General features: G+C 66.4%; 15 protein-coding genes. 6 read left to right on the top strand and 9 right to left on the bottom strand.

Annotated features, from left to right (window positions below; genetic code table 11):
* Nucleotides 1-22 precede the first annotated feature (22 nt).
* Nucleotides 23-1,111, top strand: a complete 1,089-nt coding sequence (gene lplAB / locus AC4D2E_RS06865) for a lipoate-protein ligase LplAB (protein WP_490952063.1) — start codon at nucleotides 23-25, stop codon at nucleotides 1,109-1,111.
* Here lplAB and pepN read toward each other — a convergent pair.
* Complete coding sequence (pepN, locus tag AC4D2E_RS06860; protein WP_490952062.1) at nucleotides 1,096-3,708, bottom strand: aminopeptidase N; 2,613 nt, start codon at nucleotides 3,706-3,708, stop codon at nucleotides 1,096-1,098. The genes lplAB and pepN overlap by 16 nt on opposite strands.
* 137 nt (nucleotides 3,709-3,845) lie before the next feature.
* Nucleotides 3,846-5,090 carry a glucose-1-phosphate adenylyltransferase gene (gene glgC / locus AC4D2E_RS06855; RefSeq protein WP_104164889.1) on the bottom strand — a complete coding sequence of 415 codons (1,245 nt, stop codon included), beginning with the start codon at nucleotides 5,088-5,090 and terminating at the stop codon, nucleotides 3,846-3,848.
* Nucleotides 5,091-5,224: 134 nt separating this feature from the next.
* On the opposite strand from glgC, the gene glgA reads away from it, so the two are divergent.
* Nucleotides 5,225-6,418 (top strand): glycogen synthase, encoded by a 1,194-nt coding sequence (gene glgA / locus AC4D2E_RS06850; protein ID WP_490952061.1) that lies wholly within the window; start codon nucleotides 5,225-5,227, stop codon nucleotides 6,416-6,418.
* Nucleotides 6,419-6,942: 524 nt separating this feature from the next.
* On the opposite strand, the gene AC4D2E_RS06845 is transcribed toward glgA, so the two are convergent.
* Nucleotides 6,943-7,554, bottom strand: coding sequence for a hypothetical protein (locus AC4D2E_RS06845; RefSeq protein WP_490952060.1), 612 nt, complete (start codon nucleotides 7,552-7,554; stop codon nucleotides 6,943-6,945).
* 555 nt (nucleotides 7,555-8,109) lie between these two features.
* Here AC4D2E_RS06845 and AC4D2E_RS06840 point away from each other — a divergent pair.
* Nucleotides 8,110-8,391, top strand: coding sequence for a hypothetical protein (locus AC4D2E_RS06840; protein WP_490952059.1), 282 nt, complete (start codon nucleotides 8,110-8,112; stop codon nucleotides 8,389-8,391).
* A gap of 195 nt (nucleotides 8,392-8,586) precedes the next feature.
* Here AC4D2E_RS06840 and AC4D2E_RS06835 read toward each other — a convergent pair whose 3' ends face one another.
* From AC4D2E_RS06835 to AC4D2E_RS06820, 4 genes are all read right to left on the bottom strand, one after another.
* The gene (locus tag AC4D2E_RS06835; RefSeq protein ID WP_490909297.1) at nucleotides 8,587-8,862 is read right to left on the bottom strand and encodes a hypothetical protein; all 276 of its coding nucleotides are present in this window, start codon (nucleotides 8,860-8,862) and stop codon (nucleotides 8,587-8,589) included.
* A 178-nt stretch (nucleotides 8,863-9,040) separates the two neighbouring features.
* Nucleotides 9,041-9,469 (bottom strand): hypothetical protein, encoded by a 429-nt coding sequence (locus AC4D2E_RS06830; RefSeq protein ID WP_490952058.1) that lies wholly within the window; start codon nucleotides 9,467-9,469, stop codon nucleotides 9,041-9,043.
* Between the two features lie 519 nt (nucleotides 9,470-9,988).
* Nucleotides 9,989-10,168, bottom strand: a complete 180-nt coding sequence (locus tag AC4D2E_RS06825) for a hypothetical protein (protein WP_490909299.1) — start codon at nucleotides 10,166-10,168, stop codon at nucleotides 9,989-9,991.
* A gap of 73 nt (nucleotides 10,169-10,241) precedes the next feature.
* The gene (locus AC4D2E_RS06820; protein ID WP_490952057.1) at nucleotides 10,242-11,072 is read right to left on the bottom strand and encodes a GAF and ANTAR domain-containing protein; all 831 of its coding nucleotides are present in this window, start codon (nucleotides 11,070-11,072) and stop codon (nucleotides 10,242-10,244) included.
* A 998-nt stretch (nucleotides 11,073-12,070) separates the two neighbouring features.
* Between AC4D2E_RS06820 and AC4D2E_RS06815 the strand changes: the two genes are divergently transcribed.
* Together AC4D2E_RS06815 and AC4D2E_RS06810 are read left to right on the top strand one after the other, a co-directional pair.
* Nucleotides 12,071-13,261, top strand: a complete 1,191-nt coding sequence (locus AC4D2E_RS06815) for a carboxylate-amine ligase (RefSeq protein ID WP_490952056.1) — start codon at nucleotides 12,071-12,073, stop codon at nucleotides 13,259-13,261.
* 16 nt (nucleotides 13,262-13,277) lie between these two features.
* Nucleotides 13,278-14,666, top strand: a complete 1,389-nt coding sequence (locus tag AC4D2E_RS06810) for a M20/M25/M40 family metallo-hydrolase (RefSeq protein WP_490952055.1) — start codon at nucleotides 13,278-13,280, stop codon at nucleotides 14,664-14,666.
* A gap of 396 nt (nucleotides 14,667-15,062) precedes the next feature.
* Here AC4D2E_RS06810 and AC4D2E_RS06805 read toward each other — a convergent pair whose 3' ends face one another.
* Complete coding sequence (locus AC4D2E_RS06805) at nucleotides 15,063-15,329, bottom strand: hypothetical protein (protein WP_490952054.1); 267 nt, start codon at nucleotides 15,327-15,329, stop codon at nucleotides 15,063-15,065.
* A gap of 372 nt (nucleotides 15,330-15,701) precedes the next feature.
* Between AC4D2E_RS06805 and AC4D2E_RS06800 the strand changes: the two genes are divergently transcribed.
* Nucleotides 15,702-17,018 carry an ATP-grasp domain-containing protein gene (locus AC4D2E_RS06800; RefSeq protein WP_490952053.1) on the top strand — a complete coding sequence of 439 codons (1,317 nt, stop codon included), beginning with the start codon at nucleotides 15,702-15,704 and terminating at the stop codon, nucleotides 17,016-17,018.
* A 652-nt stretch (nucleotides 17,019-17,670) separates the two neighbouring features.
* Here the strand turns inward: AC4D2E_RS06800 and AC4D2E_RS06795 are convergent.
* On the bottom strand, nucleotides 17,671-18,585 hold the full coding sequence (locus tag AC4D2E_RS06795) for a DUF1963 domain-containing protein (RefSeq protein ID WP_490952052.1): 915 nt from the start codon (nucleotides 18,583-18,585) through the stop codon (nucleotides 17,671-17,673).
* Between the last annotated feature and the right edge of the window lie 53 nt (nucleotides 18,586-18,638).

Raw genomic sequence — 18,638 nt, 5'->3', positions numbered from 1 at the left:
TAACGCACCACGGAAGGCACCCATGGAACAGGCACCGGAACAGGCACCCGGCGCGGAGCGCCTGCACGGAGAATTCAAGACCCCGGGCGGCAAGCTCACGGCCGTGGACCTCAGCGTGCAGGGCGGGCGCCTCACGGGCGTGTCGGTCAACGGGGACTTCTTCCTCGAGCCCGACGAGGCGCTGCTCGACATCAACGCCGCGCTGGAGGGGCTCCCCGCAGACACCGCGCCGGGGGAGCTGGCCGCGGCGATCACCCAGCGCCTCGACCCGTCGGCCGTGCTGTTCGGCTTCTCGCCCGAGGCCATCGCCACCGCGGTCCGCCGCGCCCTCGGACGGGCCTCGAGCTTCGCGGACCACCAGTGGGAGATCATCCCTCCCACCCCGCTGTCCACGGCCATGCATGTCGCGATGGACGAGGTCCTCACGCGCGACGTCGGCGCGGGCTCCCGCAACCCGACCCTCCGTTTCTGGGAGTGGCAGGCGCCGTCGGTGGTGATCGGCAGCTTCCAGTCCATGCGCAACGAGGTGGATCCGGCGGGTGCGGACCGGCACGGGGTCACCGTGGTGCGCAGGATCAGCGGCGGCGGTGCCATGTTCATGGAGCACGGCAACGCCATCACCTACTCCATCTACGTGCCGCAGTCGCTCGTGGACGGCCTGAGCTTCGCCGACTCCTACCCGTTCCTCGACGCCTGGGTGATGGACGCCCTCCAGCGGCTCGGCATCCAGGCCTGGTACCAGCCCCTGAACGACATCGCCACGGAGGTCGGTAAGATCGGCGGCGCGGCGCAGAAGCGGCTCGCCAACGGCGGGATGCTGCACCACGTGACCATGAGCTACGACATCGACGCGGACAAGATGCTCGAGGTGCTGCGCATCGGTCGGGAGAAGATGTCCGACAAGGGGACGAAGAGCGCGAAGAAGCGTGTGGACCCCCTGCGCCGCCAGACGGGGCTGACCCGCGAGGAGATCATCGGCGTCATGATGGACACCTTCCGCGAGCGTTACGGCGCGGTGGAGGCATCACTCTCCGACGACGACCTCCGCCGCGCCGAGGACCTGGTGGAGCACAAGTTCGGGACCGAGGAGTGGCTCTACCGCGTGCCCTGAGCCTGCGCCCGCAGCGACCGCAGGAGATGGTCGCGTTCCTCCACGACGATGCGCCGCAGGGCCGCGGGTGCGTCGGGGTTCGCGTCCAGCCAGGCGTCGGTCCGCAGGACCACGGGGTGCCGTCCGGGCTCGCCGTCGAGGTCCTGATGACCCGGGTACAGGCCCCGGACGATCCTGCTCGCCATCTCGATGCCGCGGGTGTCCCAGACCCCGCGGAGCGCCTCGAAGTAGGGCTCCCGGTACGGGTCCAGGAGTGCGTGCGAGCCGAGCATGAACCCCTCGATCGCCGCGCTGAGCAGCTCGTTGGACAGCCGGTCGCCGTGCACCGCTTCCGCCCACGTTGCCTTCTTGATGGCCGCATCGGGGATCGCGGCGGAGGCGAGGGTGAAGCCCACGCGGCCCGACGCCGTCGGGTCCGCCGTCCGCTCGGCCTCCAGTTCCCCGGGCCGGACACGCTGCTGCGCGGCGAGTCCCTGGAGGAGGAACCAGCGGAGTTCGGCGTCGAGGCCCAGTCCGTCGATCCGCTCGTCGCCGTCGAGCACGGCGCGCACGACGTCGACGGCCCGCCCGGCGCTGCGGGCGGCGGCCGCGAGCGCCCTGGCCCAGGCGAGCTGGAGGTCGGAACCCGGCTCCGCGGTGCGCAGGCCCTCCGCCAGGAAGTCGCTCAGCCGGTCCCGCAGCGCCGGGCGCTCTCCCGCGGGGGCGAAGCGTTCGATCGCGGTGCGGGCGTTGGCCAGCAGGACCTGCAGCATGCCCACCCCGCCCTCCACGGGCGCTGCGAGCATCACGGCGGACAGGTAGGAGCTCACCGGCAGGCGCGCGTCCCTCGTGGTGGACCACAGGGCGGTGAGGCACGTGGCCCGGGCCAGGGGGTCCTGCACGCGGTGGATCGAGGTCAGGAGGGTGGCGAGGGAACGCTCGTCGAAGGACAGCTTCGCGTAGGTCAGGTCGTCGTCGTTGACCAGCAGGAGGTCCGGCTGGTCCGCCCCGGCGAGCGCCGGCACGGCGGTCCGGCCGGCCTCGACCGTCACGGGCTCCGCTCGCGTCCGCACGAGCCATCCCTCGGTGTCGAAGGAGTACAGGCCTACCCGGACACGGTGCGGCCGGGGCTCGTCCAGCCCGGTCACAGGGTCCACGGCATCCTGGACGATCGTGACCCCGGTGAGGATGCCGTCGTCGGCCGTGACCTCGGCGGCGAGTGCGGGGACACCGGAGGTCTGGAGCCAGGACCGCGACCACGCGGCGAGGTCCTGCCCCGTCGCGAGGGCCAGGACGTCGAGGAGGTCAGTGAGGTTGGTGTTGCCGTACTCGTGCTTGCGGAAATACTGCCGGGCGGCGGTCGTGAAGTCCTCGCGGCCCACGAAGGCCACGAGCTGCTTGAGCACGGAGGCGCCCTTCGCGTAGGTGATGCCGTCGAAGTTCTGCTTCGCGGCCTCGAGGTCCGGGATGTCCGCGACGATCGGGTGCGTCGTCGGGAGCTGATCCTGCACGTAGGCCCACGCCTTCCGGCGGTTCGCGAAGCTGACCCACGAGGTGCTCCAGCGCGTCGCCTCCGCTACGGCGAGGGCGCCCATGTAGTCGGCGAAGGACTCCTTGAGCCAGAGGTCGTCCCACCACGACATCGTCACGAGGTCACCGAACCACATGTGGGCCATCTCGTGCATGATCGTGTTGGCCCGGGCCTCGCGCTGCGCCTCCGTGGCCGCGGACTGGAACACGTAGTTCTCGGTGAAGGTCACGAGCCCAGGGTTCTCCATGGCGCCGAGGTTGTACTCCGGGACGAACGCCTGATCGTACTTGCCGAAGGGGTAGGCGTAGTCGAACAGGTCGTGGAAGAAATCCAGCCCGCGTCGGGTGGTGTCGAAGATCTCGGCGGCGTCGAAGGACGGGGCCAGGGAGCGGCGGCAGTACAGGGCCAGCGGCACCTCGAGGCCCTCACCGGCCGTGCCCGCCGCACCGGTCCAGGAGTCGGTCTCCCGATGGTAGGGGCCCGCCAGCACGGTGGTGATGTAGGTGGAGATACGCCGCGTGGGCGCGAAGGTCCAGCGGGCGGCCGCGGCGTCGGATGTGTCGTCGAGTGGCTGGACGCCGGTCTCGGCGCCGTTGGAGGCGACCGTCCAGTCGGCGGGCGCGACGACGCTGAACGTGAAGGTGGCCTTCAGATCCGGTTGCTCGAAGTTCGCGAAGACGCGGCGTGCGTCGGCGGGCTCGTACTGCGTGTACAGGTACGTCTCGCCGTCGGCGGGATCCACGAACCGGTGGAGTCCCTCGCCGCTGGTGCTGTAGCGGGCCTGGCCCGTGACGGTCACCGTGTTGTGCTCGGCGAGGTCGTCGAGCAGCACGCGGGCGCCGTCGCCGGCGGTGGCGGGGTCGAGTACCCGACCGTTCACCTCGAGAGCGGTGACCTCGCCGATGAAGTCGAGGAACGTGGACGCCCCCGGCTCGCGGCAGGAGAACACCACGGTCGTCGTCGTGGGGTAGGTCCCCTGGGCGGCATCCCTGGCCCGCGAGAGATCCAGGTGGACGGTGTAGCTCTCGGTCTCCAGCAGCGCCGAGCGGGCGGCGGCTTCGTCCCGGGTCAGGTTCTCGTTCTCCATCCGGTCATTCAATCACGCGTCCGCGCCCGGTCCCCGCGGACGATCGCCCCCCGGAACCCGGGAGATCGGGCCCGCCCCGAGACGTGACGAGGCCCCGGCGGTGCCGGGGCCTCGTCACGTCTCGGGGCAGCTACCGATCAGTCCGACGGGATGATCTGGCCCTTGCTGACGATCGTGAGGCCGGAGTTCGTGACGGCGAAGCCGCGGCGCCGGTCCAGGTCCGCGTCGACGCCGATCCTCACTCCGGCGGGGATCCGGACGTTCTTGTCGATGATGGCCCGGCGCACCACCGCCCCGGCTCCGACATTGACCTTGTCGAGCAGGACGCTGCCCGTCACCTCGGCGGCTTCGTCGATGAACACGTCGGTCGCGAGGATGGAGGTGTTCACCGCGCCCCCGGAGACGACGACGCCGGCGGAGACGATCGAGTCGTGGGCCTCGCCGGATCGCCCGGAGGCGCTGCGCACGAACTTGGCCGGCGGCGAGACGCTCTGGCGTGTGTAGATGGGCCACTGCAGGTTGTACAGATTGAACAGCGGCAGGGGCGAGATGAGGTCCATGTTGGCGTCGTAGTACGAGTCCATGGTGCCGACGTCGCGCCAGTATTGGCGGTCTCGGTCGGTGGAGCCGGGGATCTCGTTGGTCGTGAAGTCGTAGACGGCGGCGTCGTTGCGTTCCACGAAGTAGGGGATGATGTCCCCGCCCATGTCGTGCTTGGTGTCCAGGCGCGCGGCGTCGTCCTCGAGCGCCTTCAGCAGGGCGTCGGTGGTGAAGACGTAGTTGCCCATGGAGGCGAGGAAGCTGTTGGGGTCGTCCGGGAGGCCGGGCGTGCTCTTCGGCTTCTCGACGAACGCCGCGATGCGCCCTGGATCGTCCTGGTCCACCTCGATCACGCCGAACTGGTCCACGAGGTCCATCGGCTGGCGGACGGCCGCGACGCTGACCGACGCCCCGCTCTTCACGTGCGCGTCGACCATCTGCTCGAAGTCCATCCGGTACACGTGGTCCGCGCCGATCACGACGACGATGTCCGGCTGCGCGTCGTGGATCAGGTTCAGCGACTGGTAGATCGCGTTCGCACTGCCGAGGAACCAGCTCTTGCCCCGGCGCTGCTGCGCTGGAACCGAGGCGATGTACTGCTGGAGCTGCGTGGACATCCGCCACGTCTCCGAGATGTGCCGGTCCAGGCTGTGGGACTTGTACTGCGTCAGTACAACGATCTGGAGGTAGCCGGAATTGACGAGGTTCGACAGCGCGAAGTCGATGAGCCGGTAGCTGCCGGCGAACGGCACGGCCGGTTTCGCCCTGTCCGCCGTGAGCGGCATCAGGCGTTTGCCTTCGCCGCCCGCCAGAACCACGGCAAGTACTTTCTTCGGTGCCACTTCAGACCCCCCGCTCTTCGTTGAGTGTTCTGCCTGCTCGATAGGTGGTCGATCAGCGTTGGTACACACAGCCCGGAACCCTTCCGGTTTCTTCACACTAGAGGACAGGGGACGCACTGCACTACGTTGGGGGAGTGCGAGTAGACATTGTGACCAAGGAGTTCCCGCCCGAGATCTACGGTGGAGCGGGGGTACATGTCGCCGAGCTCAGCAGGGTCCTCGCCCCGCAGGTCGATCTCCGGGTCCACGCGTTCGGGGCGCCCCGGCCGGGGGAGTACCACGGCGCCTCCGTACTCTCCTACGGCGTGCCGGAAGGCCTCGCCGGAGCCAATCCGGCCGTCCAGACCCTGGGCACGGACCTGCAGATGCTGGGCGCGATGGCGGGTGCGGATCTCGTGCATTCCCACACCTGGTACGCCAACATGGCCGGGCACCTCGCCTCCCTCCTGCACGGCATCCCGCACGTCCTCAGCGCGCACAGCCTCGAGCCGCTGCGCCCCTGGAAGGCCGAGCAGCTCGGGGGCGGCTACGCGGTGTCCTCCTGGGTGGAGAAGACGTCCTACGAGGCGGCGGCCGCCGTCATCGCCGTGTCCGCCGGCATGCGGGCGGACATCCTGCGCAGCTACCCCGACGTCGACCCCGGCAAGGTCCACGTGGTCCACAACGGGATCGACGTCGCCCAGTGGTCCCGCGACGAGGACGACGACGCCCTGCGTGCGCACGGCATCGATCCCGACCGCCCGAGCGTGGTCTTCGTGGGTCGCAATACGCGGCAGAAGGGTGTCCCGTATCTGCTGCGTGCAGCGGCGCACCTGCCGGCGGACGTCCAGCTTGTCCTCTGCCTCGGAGCCGCGGACACGCCCGAGCTGGCCGCCGAGACCGAGGTGCTCATCTCCGAGCTGCGGGAGAAACGGGGTTCGGTGGTACTCATCGAGAAGATGCTGCCGCGCCGGGAGGTCGTCCAGATCCTGAGCCACGCCACCGTCTTCGCGTGCCCCTCCATCTACGAGCCCCTCGGGATCGTCAACCTCGAGGCCATGGCGTGCGGCGCTGCCGTCGTCGCGTCGGCGACCGGCGGCATCCCGGAGGTGATCGACGACGGCGTGACCGGCACCCTCGTGCCCCTGGAACAGGTACAGGACGGCACCGGGACGCCCTTGGATCCGGAGCGGTTCGTCCAGGACTTCGCCGCCGCGCTGAATGCCCTCGTGGGCGATCCCGCGCGGGCGTCTGCGATGGGCGCCGCGGGTCGGCAGCGGGCGGAACGGCACTTCGACTGGGGATCGATCGCGGAGACGACCCTCGGGGTGTACCGCAGCGTCCTCTGATCCCGTCGACGTGGTGTTGCTGCCCGGTTCCGAGGAGGAGGCAGCCCCCTGCTCGTCGTCGAAGTTCACGCCCCGGTCCACGGGTCGGCAGACACGAACCGGATCGTCCGCATGTCCATCCAGTCCAGCCGCGACGGAAGCTGTGAACACAGGTATCCGCGGGCGACGAGCCAGGGCACCCGATGTGGAGTCTGCAGGTCTAGCCCGCCGCGAGGCCGAACGAGACGCGCTCCCGCATCAAGGAGGGGCTGGCCCAGGCGGCGTCGTGGTCCCTGGAGAGACATCTCAGCGAAAGGATACTTTGACCGGGCGGGCGGCGAGGTCCGACGGCGGGTTCGCGAACCAACATCGGCTGTGGATCACAGCGCTGAACGGCCGGCTTTCCGCACCGCTACGTGGCGTGCCGGATGGGGCAACCCGCCTCGCATCCCCTGCGTATCGAGACACTGAGGCTATGAGACGCCCACGTGGGTTCGGAGAAGGAGCCGGAGCCCATGGGCGGGATCACCTATCGCATCAGCTGGTCACATGTCGGACCGGAACACGATCGAGTCGAAGACGGCGCGTGCCTCGCTCGTCAGCTCCGGATTGATCGATTCGTGGAATTGGGTCACCCAGATCACTGCGCGCTGGCCCTCCAGGTCGACCACCCGGTAGGTCTCGCGTTCATCCTGAGTCGAGTACCAGCGTGAGCATTCGTTCGAGAATCCTGAGTGGAGGCAGAACTTGTCGCGGTCACAGGCGGTGATGTCCACGTCGCCCTCGATGGAGTGGTCGAACTCGAAGCCGGAGTAATCGCCCACCACGACTTCGACGGGAGGGGTGCTGGTCGTCGACGTCTGCGCCGTCATGGCGTCGACGAAGGCTTCAGCGGACGGACCTACCTCGACGAGCGCGCCCACCCACGCGCATGAATCCGTCGGCACATAATCCGCGGGCCACCAAGCCACGACGACGCCCCCTTCATCCGGGTGGGCCGGGTCGTCCTTGGACAGGACGTCACCGCCGTCGCTCAACCAGCCGTCCGGGACGGTGATCTCGAAAGGCTCCGTGTAGCTGGTGACGAGGTATGTGCCGGCGTCGATGTCGCCGCTGTCCGGCAGCGGCGGAACCGTGCCGCCCTCCGTTGGCGACATCGTGCCGGCCTCCGTAGTTGGTGAACTGGTGGGCGGGAGGGAGGCGTTGTCGGGCGCATACTCGCACCCACTCAGACCTCCGATCAACGCGATAGCCACCAGGAGCAAGAGATGGCGCGACCGCTGAGCGGCCTTCTCGAGGGGTGTCAGGGAGCTCATCGATCCACCAGGCCGCTACAGGGTGCTGTGAGGCCCCGCAGCCGGATGACCCCGCGGGCGGCACGAGATGGGATGCCGTCGCCTCAAGTCTCCTCCGGCACAGAACCCGTGACAACAAGAGTCGGACGGAGATCAGTCTCGACTCATGCACTCCGCCGAAATGACAGGAGCGCCCTGAAGCAGTGTCGAGAAAACGCCGAATTCGAGGCGGCTTCTCACTGCCCTGGTCCGACGAGCCCGAGAAATCTGGCGGTGGCCTACGGCTCGTAACCCGTGGGTTGCAACACACCAGGACGAGACACCACCAGCTCTGTGAGTCCGAGCGCTCAATGGCAGGATTATCCCAGCGCTTTATGGTCGATCGCCTGATTCCGCGGACGATCCTTCATCGGGAAAGTGGGGCTGCTGGACGATGTCGAAGGCATCTTCGTCGAAGACAAGTCCCTTGCAGTCACCGTGCACTGGCGTCGCGCACCGGACCGGGATGGTGCCGTCAAGCTCGTCGCCCCGCTCATCCAAGAAGTGACTGACACGTACGCGCTGCGCCACGAGCCCGGCAAGTTGGTCGAGGAGCTTCGGGTCACCGCGCCTCTCCGTGCATTGGCAACGTTGGAGCCGATCGTGCGCAGCCTTCTCCAGCAGCGCTCCAGTGGCAGCCACGAGAGCCAGGGGGAGTAATGAGCGACCGGCTCAGGGACATGCGCGATGGTGGACGCCGGGCTATCCGACAAGGTATCCACCCGCTTCCAGAATCGATTCCACGATGACCCACTGACCGACGACGCATACGGCTATGAGTCCACTTCCGAGAATGTAGGTCCCGACGCGCGAGCCCTTGCGCATGTGATGCGCGTTCGGCGTCGTTCCAGCCCGTCAGATGCCAATGAGGAGCAGCATGCAGGGAAGCATCGCGATCTGCATGGGAATACCCCTGCCGCTGCGGTCATATTCTCCGTCGTAGGGCATCCGGGTATCCCATGGAACATTGAGAAGAACGAAGCCAGCGATTGAAACACAGGCTACGAGAGCAATCGGGCTGAGGGCGCGAAGGAATTTGGTGGCCTTCTTGCCCAGCCGCAGGTCCTCCGTAGTGAATCCCTCTGGCGTGGACCCATCCCCGGCGCCAAGGTTCGCGACTTCGCTCACCATCTCCTCGTTCGAGCCCGGCGCAGGTTGTTTCCTTCGAGCTCAAGAGAGGATGGTAATGCTTACTGCTAGAAGTGGCTCCGGTGTGACGGATATACCTGGCCCCACTTCATGACGCGCCCCGACAGTACTACCGGCGAATCGACCACCCGATGAATGAACTCCGAGCGGTGGAGGATCGTCAGTCGCGTCGGATGGCCCACGGTGTTTCTATGCCTGTTCGGGAGCAGCTACTCGGATGCAGCAGCGGAGACGCGGGTTTCCTGCCAGCAGCTTCTACGGCGGCGGCGATACCGAGCATCATTGCCACGCCAATGGTGGTACCGAAAGCGAGAAGTACAGCTCCCACCATCCACAGCCCGGTCACGTCCGTCGCGGCGGCCGTCGTGATCCACGCGAACGTGAAGGACGCTGGAAGGACCAGGAGGGCGACGGCGACATGCAGGAGACGGTAGGCGAACCAGACCACCACGATGCTGCAGAGAAAAGCTCCGACGCCCTGCCACACTGCGTATGGGCCGCCCATTCTTCCGGTGGCCGCGTCGTACTGGTACTCGGTATCCCAGGCGAACCAGCCGAACCAAAGCCCGGCCGACAGAACGGCGATCAACGCTACTGATGCCCATTGCTGTGCAGCGGGCCGATCACGATTCCGAGTCAAGTGCATGCTTCACACTAAGCCGGGCACCGGGCGCTCACCGACAACCTCGAGTCGAGACTTACATTTATCCGCGACGGCCCTGATCAGCTCGCGGGCGGAGCCATAAGATCATGGCCCAAATTCCCTCCAGTGGAGGATCCGGTTTGCGGACCCCGTTCGATCAATCGAACCGTACGGGGGCTCTGGCGGGTCCTCCTCAGCCAGGTCAACCAGCGCCTCGCCATGATGGGCGGCCACGAGGGTCGAGGACCCCTCCAATGCTCGTTGAAGGTTGTCCGGGTCCTTCGTGGAGGCCAACCGCTCCACCGCACCGTACAACGTGAGAACTTCGCTGAGCGGCAGGTCCTCGGCCCTCACTACACCTATGGTCGTCATACTTCATCCGGACACGCAGCCCAATCGGCGAGATAGCCGGCGCGTGCTCGCTCGCTGGACCATCGTTCACGGGGTGATGGCGGGCGTGCGGTGCTAGTTGTCGTTTCCTCGTGCGTCGTCGCCCTGGTCGGTATCGATGCCGTTGTTGTCGTCGTAATTGCCGGTGTCCGTACCGGGGTCGTCGCTATCGTTACTGCCGAGGTCGCATCCTCCGAGGAAGAGGCTGGAAGCCGCAAGGAATGCTGCGATCGTCGTGCTTTTCTTGGTGGCCATGAAGTTTCTCCATTCGGTGGTGAAGCAGTGGTTGATGGTGGTGTGATGCCCTCGAACTGTTGGTGCGGATTCTTCAGTCGAAGTGGGTGTCGGGTCCCTGATGGTTGATGGTGACGACGAGTTCATGGGCGAGGTCGCGGAGTTTGACCTGACGGTGGCTGGACGCTGACTTCATGATGGCGACCGCCGCGGTCTGGCTGCACTTGTTCTGGGCCATGATGATGCCGGCGGCGAGGTCGATGACGGTCCGGGACTGGAGCGCGGCGTTCAGATGCCCGGCCTTCTCCGCGAGCGTGGCGATCCGTACGGCCAGACGCAGGGAACGGGAGGCTTCTCGCGCGAAGAACCCCGCGGCGTGCCTGGCCTCGGCGGTGAACGTGTTCGACGCTGTGAAGTACAGGTTCAGTCCGCACTTCGCCTCACCATCGAGAGGGATCGGCACGCCGAGGATGGACGACGCGCCGTGGCGGGTCACCTCGGCCAGGTACTCCGGCCACCGCTGATCGGTCCTCGTGTCAGGGACATGGACCGGCTGGTCGGTCCGGGCAGCGGTCAGGCACGGCCCATCGCCGTAGGAGTACTGCAGCTCATCGAGCCGCCGGGCCTCGGGACTGCTACTGGCGATCGTCACATTGGTCCGTGGTCGAAGGAGCGTCACCCCGCAGAACACGTCGTGCCCGTGCCCGGCGAGGTGTTCGGTGGCGGCCCGGGCGAGGCTGTCGAGGAAGCCCTCGACGTCGGTGCTGTCCAGGACGAGGTCCTGCAGGTAGATCGCCGTGTGGGCAGGTGTTCCCGGCAGGAACTGCTCATATTCGTCCTCGAAGAGCTCATCGAATTCGTGCTCCGCGAGTACGGGACGATCAACTGCGGCCGGTGCTGCGGACGGTGCTACGGACGCTGTCACGGAGAGTGCCGCTGGGGGAGCCGGGAGGGGATTCTCGGCTGGAGGCACGAGAAATTCGTTGTCGTTGATGATGCTTCCTCGGAGGACGTTGACGGTGTACCCGCGCCAGGGAAGTCCGGGCGGGCCACCGATGGCGCACCGCTTACTGCTAAACGACTGTCCTACGCTACCGCCGGTCACAGTCATCAGCGGGGGCTGCCCGGACGAAGCAATCCATTGACTTCCGCCAGCACGTCGTGGCAGCGGGGTACCAACCAGTGGCCGTTCCACGAGGAGTAACCCGCACCAGCCCGACCGACACGACAGAAGCAGTAGTGAACCGCACACTGGTTGGCACCAACGCCGCCGGGACCGGGCGGGACGAGTAGCTACTGTCCCTACGGGACCAGTGCGAAGCCATCGAGGTCCAGGCACGGTGAAGGCCTACTCTTCGCCGGGATCGGACTTCGACGCCCGGCATCGGCGTCAGGATCTGCTTCCGCACCTTCGCCGCGATAATGAGCCAGCACTTCGTAAGCGCAGTTCACCCGGTCCACTACGCTCCTGAATTTCGATCCACAACGAACGGGGGGCTGCACCGACGATCTCGACCAGCGGAATGATCGTTCCTACGCCGCCCTAGCGGGCTGCTGGTGACTGTAGTGAGCCTCGTCCTGATGCTGGCAGCCGAATCCAGAGTGCCGATAACGGCTGTTGTCCAGGCCTTTCATGGAGGCGATGACATCGCCTCACGCCTGCACGGTGGCGGCAAGCACGGTCCGCCGGACGCGTTCACTCTTGTGCATGGAGAAGAACGATCCTGCCGTCAAGGAACAGCGTTACAGCGGGTACAGCTGGATCGCCCTTTCGGCGGCCCACTGCCGTGCGTACTCTGAGGACATCGAAGGCGTGGTTCCAGCGGGCTGGTGGTTGTGGGTTCTTGTAGGAAGCTTGTTCATGCTTCGATGGCGGCCGGTCCGCGCATCTTCGGGTCGGCGGCCTTCCTCAAAGGAATTGCCGTGAATTCATCAACGAGTAGGCAGGGTGTCCGTCCCGTTGGCAGCGGTCGAAGGACCTTCGGCGTCGAGGAGGAATTCCTGCTGGTCGACCCCGGGACGGGCCAGCCGGCACCAGTGGCAGAGCAGGCACTTCGGCGCAGGTCCAACCGTCAAGGGTTCGTCGCCGGCCCGGTCCTGACTCCGGAGGTCCAGCAGGAGCAACTTGAAGTTGTCAGCCCTGTCTGTACCACCTTGCAGGAGATGGCTGGAGCAATCAGGGAGGGCCGCGGTCTGGCCGATGAGGCCGCACGGTCGGTGGGCACCAGGGCGGTGGCGCTGGCGACCAGCCCGGTCGCGGTCACTCCGACACCGGTGCCGCAGCCCCGCTTCCTGGAGATGGCCGCCCGGTTCGGGCTGACTTTCCGGGAACAGCTCACGTGCGGCTTCCATGTCCACGTCGGCGTTGACTCCGGCGCGGAAGGCGTAGCGGTGCTGGACCGGATCCGTGTCTGGCTGCCGGTCCTGCTGGCCCTGAGCGCGAACTCCCCGTTCTGGCAGGGAGACAACAGCGGCTACGCGAGCTTCCGCTACCAGGCGTACGGCCGGTGGCCGACGTCGGGACCCTGCCGGCGGTTCGGATCCGAACGGGCGTACCGAAACCATGTCCAGTCATTGCTGGCTGCCGGCGTCCTTGTTGACGAGGGCATGGTGTACTTCGACGCCCGCCTCTCCCGCCATCATCCGACGGTCGAGGTGCGCATCGCCGACGTCTGCCTGGAACCCGAACACGCCACGACAATCGCCGCCCTCGTGCGGGCACTCACGGAACGAGCCGTCCAGGAATGGCGGGCCGGAACCCCTGCCCCGCATCGGTCAGACACGCACCTGCGTCTCGCGGCGTGGCACGCCAGCAGATCCGGAGTAGGAGGCAACCTCCTCCACCCGGTACTGAACACCCCGTGTCCGGCTGCCGAAGCGGTCGAGGCCCTCCTGGCTCATGTCCGCCCCGTCCTGGCAGGAAGCGGCGACGACGAGCAAGTGGCCCTGGGCATCTCGCAGATCCTCACCGCAGGCACGGGCTCATGCAGGCAACTCGAAACGATGGCGAACAGCCAGAGCTTGGCCGCGGTGGTGGCGGACGCCGTCGAACGCACCCAGGGCACCTCCACCGCCACGCAGTCCCGGTCCCCTCGCTGCAAGACACCTGACTGATTCGATTGGATCAACGATGAATGCTGACGGAAACGTTCGACACTACATCGACGCCCACACGCCGCTGCTCGTGGACAGACTCACGGAGTGGGTCCGCATCCCGTCCGTGGCGGGCGTCCCGGAGCGCAAACACCACCTCACCCGGTCCGCCAACTGGCTCGCGGGGGAGCTGCGGGGGGTGGGTTTCCCGACCACGGAGATCTGGAAGAGGGCAGAGGGTCCCGCGGTTTTCGCTGAATGGTCCGGCAACCCCGGGGCCCCGACCATCCTGATCTACGGCCACCATGACGTGCGCGCGGTCAAGGAGGAGAACTGGGACCAGACCACTCCGTTCGATCCGGTACTTCGCGACGGCAGGCTCTACGGCCGAGGAACTTCAGACGCCAAAGGACAGGTCATGGCTCACGGCTGGGGACTCCGGGCCCACCTCAGTGCCACGGGACGCACCACTCCGGCAGTGAACCTCAAGCTGATCGTCGAAGGGGAGGAAGAGGCCGGCTCTCCCGGCCTGGCAGAACTTCTTCAGGACCACCGCGCCGGCCTTGATGCGGACGCCGTGGTCTTCTCCGACACCCTGCTGTGGCACGCAGATCATCCCGCTATCTGCACCAGCATCCGCGGCATGCTCGGCGCACATATCGAGGTCTACGGGCCCCTCACCGACATTCACAGCGGCGCCGTGTCCGGGCCGGCCCCCAACCCGGCCCTTGAACTCAGCAGACTGCTCGGGCAGTTGCACGACGACAAGGGAAGGATCACCTTCCCGGGATTCTACGATGACTTCGAGGACATCACCCCCCGCCGCCGGGCTGAACTGGCCGCACTGCCTTTCGACCCGCAGGACTGGCTGAAGCGCTCACACACACGCAGTATTTCGGGGGAGTACGGATACTCGGTACTCGAACGGCTGTGGGAGCGCCCGTCGTTGGAAGTCATTGCACTGGCGGCCGGGGACCCCATCGGTGTGCAACGTGCGGCCATCCCGTCCATGGCGTCCGCAGACCTGAGCATCCGCACCGTCGCCGGGCAGAACATCCAGGACGTGGCAGGGCAGGTGCGGCGCTGGGTGGAGGAGAACATCAGTGCCGGCTACGCGTACGAGCTGTCTCTTGACCTCGAGAATGCGCAGGAACCGTACCGGACTCCGGACTGCCTGGTGCTGGATACTCTCTCCACGGCAATGGCCCACGGTTTCCAGACGGAGGAGGTGGGGCGGATGGGAAACGCCGGCGGCGGACCCGCGGAGATACTTTCCCGCGCACTGGATGTAGCCGTGGTCTTCTTCGGTACCGGACTTGTAGAAGACAACTGGCACGACAGCGACGAGAGCGTCAGCATCGACATCCTGAAAGCCGGCGCCGCGACGCTGGCCTTCCTCTGGGAGGAACTCGGCCGACGGACCTGAACGTGGTGTCGGATCTGGCGCGTAGCGATACAGACACCGGACCCGTCGGCGGGTTCACTCACACGCTGCTGCCTGGACGGTCAAGGCAATATGCGCGAGGACCCAAACACTTCTAGCTATGGAGATCGAAGTCGAGGCGCCGCGATTCAGCCGGGGACCAAGCCCTCCACGAGCTCCCTGATGCCCCTGAGGCGAGACGCGATGATCGACGACGATCCTTTCGCCTGAGTCCATCCAGCCAATCGCCGCGACACTGCAGGGACTGGCCCTCAATTGCTCCAAGGAGCGCTGCGCAGAGGCATCGCTCAACGCACTCACCGACCCGGCGTGAGAGCCGACGAGGTGGCGTCAGGACCGGGGAAGAATCTTCGTGCACGGAATTCGTCCTGGTTCCGATCAGCCGTCGTCGCCGTCGTCGCCGTCGTCATCGCTCGTGTCGTCGCCGTCGCCGTCGCCGTCGCCGTCGCCATCGTCATCGCTCGTGTCATCGCTGTCACCGTCGTCGCCGCCGTTGTCTTGTTGGTTGTCTTGGTTCTGGGAATCGTCTTGTTGCTCCTGGTTGTTGGTAAAGCCCTCATCCTGGGGTGGGTTGTCACAGCTCGTGAGGGCAAGGGCGATCAGTGTGGCGAGAACAGCAAAAAGCTTTGGCAGGCAGGTTCTCATGGAGATTCCTCTTCGTTGTAGTGGTGAAGTCTTTGGCCAGTGAGGTCGTATCGCTACTGCTCGTCAGCGCTCCTGAACCGTGATTGCTGACTGGCAGGATCGCGATGGAGGTTCCCCTCGAGCCACGCTATGCACTGACCATGAGACGGACATGAGACTTCCACCAGCTCCGTGATGTGAGTGGGGCACCAGCAGCGCCACTGCTCCCCGCGCAGCAGAGCCGGACTCGTGCGTGGCGTGGGGTTGTCGGTCGCTGATCCGAGTGGCTGCGTCCGACCTCTCTCATGCTCTCCTCATCTGCCGTTTGTAAGCTTCAGCAGTAGAGAAGCTGGTGAACGCGACGATGACGGGGGGGGGGTAGGGATGAGCGCCGTGGAACAGGAATCAGATCCCGGTATGGTGCGCGCGGCGGAAACGCGGAACGACCCGACGCTGGCGCGGGTTTTCTCGACCTCGGGTCGATCGCCGGTTGAGGCCCCACTGAGTGCCTTGATCGTGGGAACGGGCCGGAACCGGGGTGCTTTGGCTGCCGCCCGGTCACTGGCTGCTGCCGGATGGCGTGTGGGGCTCGGGACTCCGGAGGGCGGCGGCATGGCGGGAGCATCACGAGCCGTGATGGCGCGGCACACTGTTCCCCGTCCACGCGGAGACGGTAAGGCGTTCGTGCTCGGGGTCAGGGCTGCCGTGCGGGCCGGGCGCTACGCGGTGGTCTTCGGTTCCGGAGACGACTGGATGGCCGCCGTTTCCACTTATCAGCGCCTAATTCCGGCGCTCAATCCCCACCCTCCGGCGAGCGTCGTCTCGGATGCCTTGGACAAGGTCCGGCTCGCTGAGCATGCTGCCGCAGCGGGCTTATCCACTCCCGTGATTCGTGATGCCGACGAGGCGGGCGTCCAGTCCTGGCGCGGCCCGGTCGTCGTCAAGAGCCGTGCCCACTGGAACCCGGGACAAATCCGGCAGACCCGCATGGAAGCGAGAACTTATTCCACGATCAGCGCGGCCGAACCCCGGATTCGTGATCTGCAGGCGGCAGGTGCCCACCCCGTGCTTCAAACGCCGATCGTGGGACGGTTGAGCGCTCTCATCGGGATTTTCGACCGGGGACGCCTCACCGCGCGGGTGCAGCAGGAAAGTACGAGGTTGTGGCCCACACCCAATGGGGTCTCGACGCGGGCAGTCACGGTGCCGATCGATGAGTCGCTTGTCTCCCGCGCGGAACAGCTTCTGCAAGGACTGGGCTGGCGGGGCCTGGTCGAACTCCAATTCCTCATCGACAGTGCCAACACCTATCACCTCATCGACCTCAACGGCCGCTTCTTCGGTTCCATGCGACTCGCGGAGGCCGCCAGACCCGGGCTGATCGATCTGTGGGGTCACCTCACGCTAGGAAGCGAACACCGGGGGCTCCCGGACGGAGTGCCCGGACTTCGTTACGCCTGGACGGCAGGAGATCTTCGCCGCGCCATAGTTGAGCGGCGCGGCGGGTACATCCGCGATGTCGCCGACACCCTCCACTGGGCCGCCACCTCACGGCACAGTGTGTGGGAGGTCTCCGACCTTGGCCCCACCATCGAGCTGATCAAAGCCCGCCTATCAAGACGTCAACACTCCGCTGACACCACTACTGGTTCGTTCGTGGGGGAGCGGGAAGTGTCGGGTTCGAGCGCAGAGCGAGACATGCGTGCGTGAAAAGAAATGCCTCCGCGGTGAGGTCCCGTAAGAAGCTGCGGTCAGTGGTGATGGCTGGCGCGTTGCCTGCCCGGAGTAGGTCTGAGACAACCCTGCCCGGAATCGGTCGAGGAACTTCAGGGCTTCCTCTGGTGAGTTGAGGTCGACCGCCAGCGCATAGACAACACTCAGGTCCAATACGGGCATCACGGAACTCATCGTCTCCTGAGCTGCACAGTGCTGTACGGGGATCTGCCGGGCCCGTGCAAGCGGTCCGGCGGCGTGCGCCGAGCACCTCGGTAGACTCACCAGCACGACCAGAGAATTCAGCTGCGGTCCCCTGTGCTGCACTATGCTCTGGCCTCGGGCTGTGATCCCGACGCGTATCGAACGTCCATCCGAGGTGTCCCGGGCTCTCAAAACCAAGCCCCTTGAGCTCGAGTTTCTCGAGTACGTTGCCTATGGTCCGCGTCAGTCAAGCGGGCGGCAGTACTCAACAAGCGGATGGTCGTCCATTGTGCCGCATTCGTGTCCGCCCTCTCTCTGTCCCTTATCCACCATTACCTTCACAGACTATGACAGGTTCAAGTGGCCCCACGCGGTCTTCACTCAAGCTCCTATGGTCATTTGTCAGGCCCGGGCCGAGGAGGGGGGTTCTCACGGGTCTTGGCCGTCAGTCGGTGCGGATGAGGCACCAGGCCCGTTCGAAGGCCCGTGCCTGGAGGTCGGATTCACGGACCCAGACTTCGAGGTTGCCCGCATCGCCGAACCATCCTGCGAGGGCCGTCCACGACTCGATGTCCAGGATCAGCCGGTACTCGTCCCCGGGCTCCAGCGGCAGGACGCCCGGGAGGATGTCGTCGACGGCGGTGATCCGGCCGCGGTGGCTGTGGCCGTAGGCATGACTGAACGGTATGGGTATCCCCTTCGGTGACCCGGTGCGCTGGGCGAGCCACCCCTTCTGCAGGTCGAGCTCCAGGGCTTCGATCAGTTCGAATCGGTCCTGAGGCCCGCCGGCGACATCCGCGGCGGAGGGCAGCGTGAAGCCCGGCATCGGCAGGCACAGCTGGCACACATCGGTGGGGGTGTCCAGGTCCTCCGGTGGGTCGATCAGCACCGAGCGGTCGGGAGTCTGCACCCAGCAGACCTGCCATCCGCGGGCCGCGCCGTCGGCGGGGTCGTAGCCGAAGGACTCGAGGTCGTGGAAGACCTCGAGTACGCCGTCGGTGGGGAGTCCCTCGCGCAGCTGTCCCGTGGGCCACGCCGCCTTGCCCACGGCGTCGGTGGTCGCACCCAGGTCGCCGAGGTGGATCGTGGCCACGTGGGCCAGTGCCTTGCCGTCGGTGCGACGGGGCCACTCCTCCAGGGGGCCGACCGCAGGCCCGCCCAGCCAGGACAGCCACCCGCCGTCGGGCCACAGCTCGCGGAGCTCGGCCTCACTCGGGTCTCCGGGCTCGAAGGACTGCTCGCTGAAGACCGGAGAGAAGACGGCCTCCTGCAGCAGCTCGCCGGCGCCCTCGGCCTTCAACCACTTCTCCACCTGACCATAGGGTCCGTGGATCGGCCCTGTCGGGACTTTCTTGGTCATCCGGCTCATGGCTCCTATCGTTGCCCTTCCGTGGAAAAGGTGAAGCGGGGGCA

Source organism: Arthrobacter sp. TJ-265, from assembly GCF_058269135.1.
This window is presented reverse-complemented; position numbering and strand designations above follow the sequence as displayed.

Excerpts from the sequence above, each read along its gene's own strand:
- lplAB (WP_490952063.1), top strand. The coding sequence starts at position 23 with ATGGAACAGGCACCGGAACAGGCACCCGGCGCGGAGCGCCTGCACGGA.
- pepN (WP_490952062.1), bottom strand. The coding sequence starts at position 3,708 with ATGGAGAACGAGAACCTGACCCGGGACGAAGCCGCCGCCCGCTCGGCG.
- AC4D2E_RS06845 (WP_490952060.1), bottom strand. The coding sequence starts at position 7,554 with ATGTCGCCAACGGAGGGCGGCACGGTTCCGCCGCTGCCGGACAGCGGC.
- AC4D2E_RS06835 (WP_490909297.1), bottom strand. The coding sequence starts at position 8,862 with ATGGTGAGCGAAGTCGCGAACCTTGGCGCCGGGGATGGGTCCACGCCA.
- AC4D2E_RS06825 (WP_490909299.1), bottom strand. The coding sequence starts at position 10,168 with ATGGCCACCAAGAAAAGCACGACGATCGCAGCATTCCTTGCGGCTTCC.
- AC4D2E_RS06810 (WP_490952055.1), top strand. The coding sequence starts at position 13,278 with ATGAATGCTGACGGAAACGTTCGACACTACATCGACGCCCACACGCCG.
- AC4D2E_RS06805 (WP_490952054.1), bottom strand. The coding sequence starts at position 15,329 with ATGAGAACCTGCCTGCCAAAGCTTTTTGCTGTTCTCGCCACACTGATC.
- AC4D2E_RS06795 (WP_490952052.1), bottom strand. The coding sequence starts at position 18,585 with ATGACCAAGAAAGTCCCGACAGGGCCGATCCACGGACCCTATGGTCAG.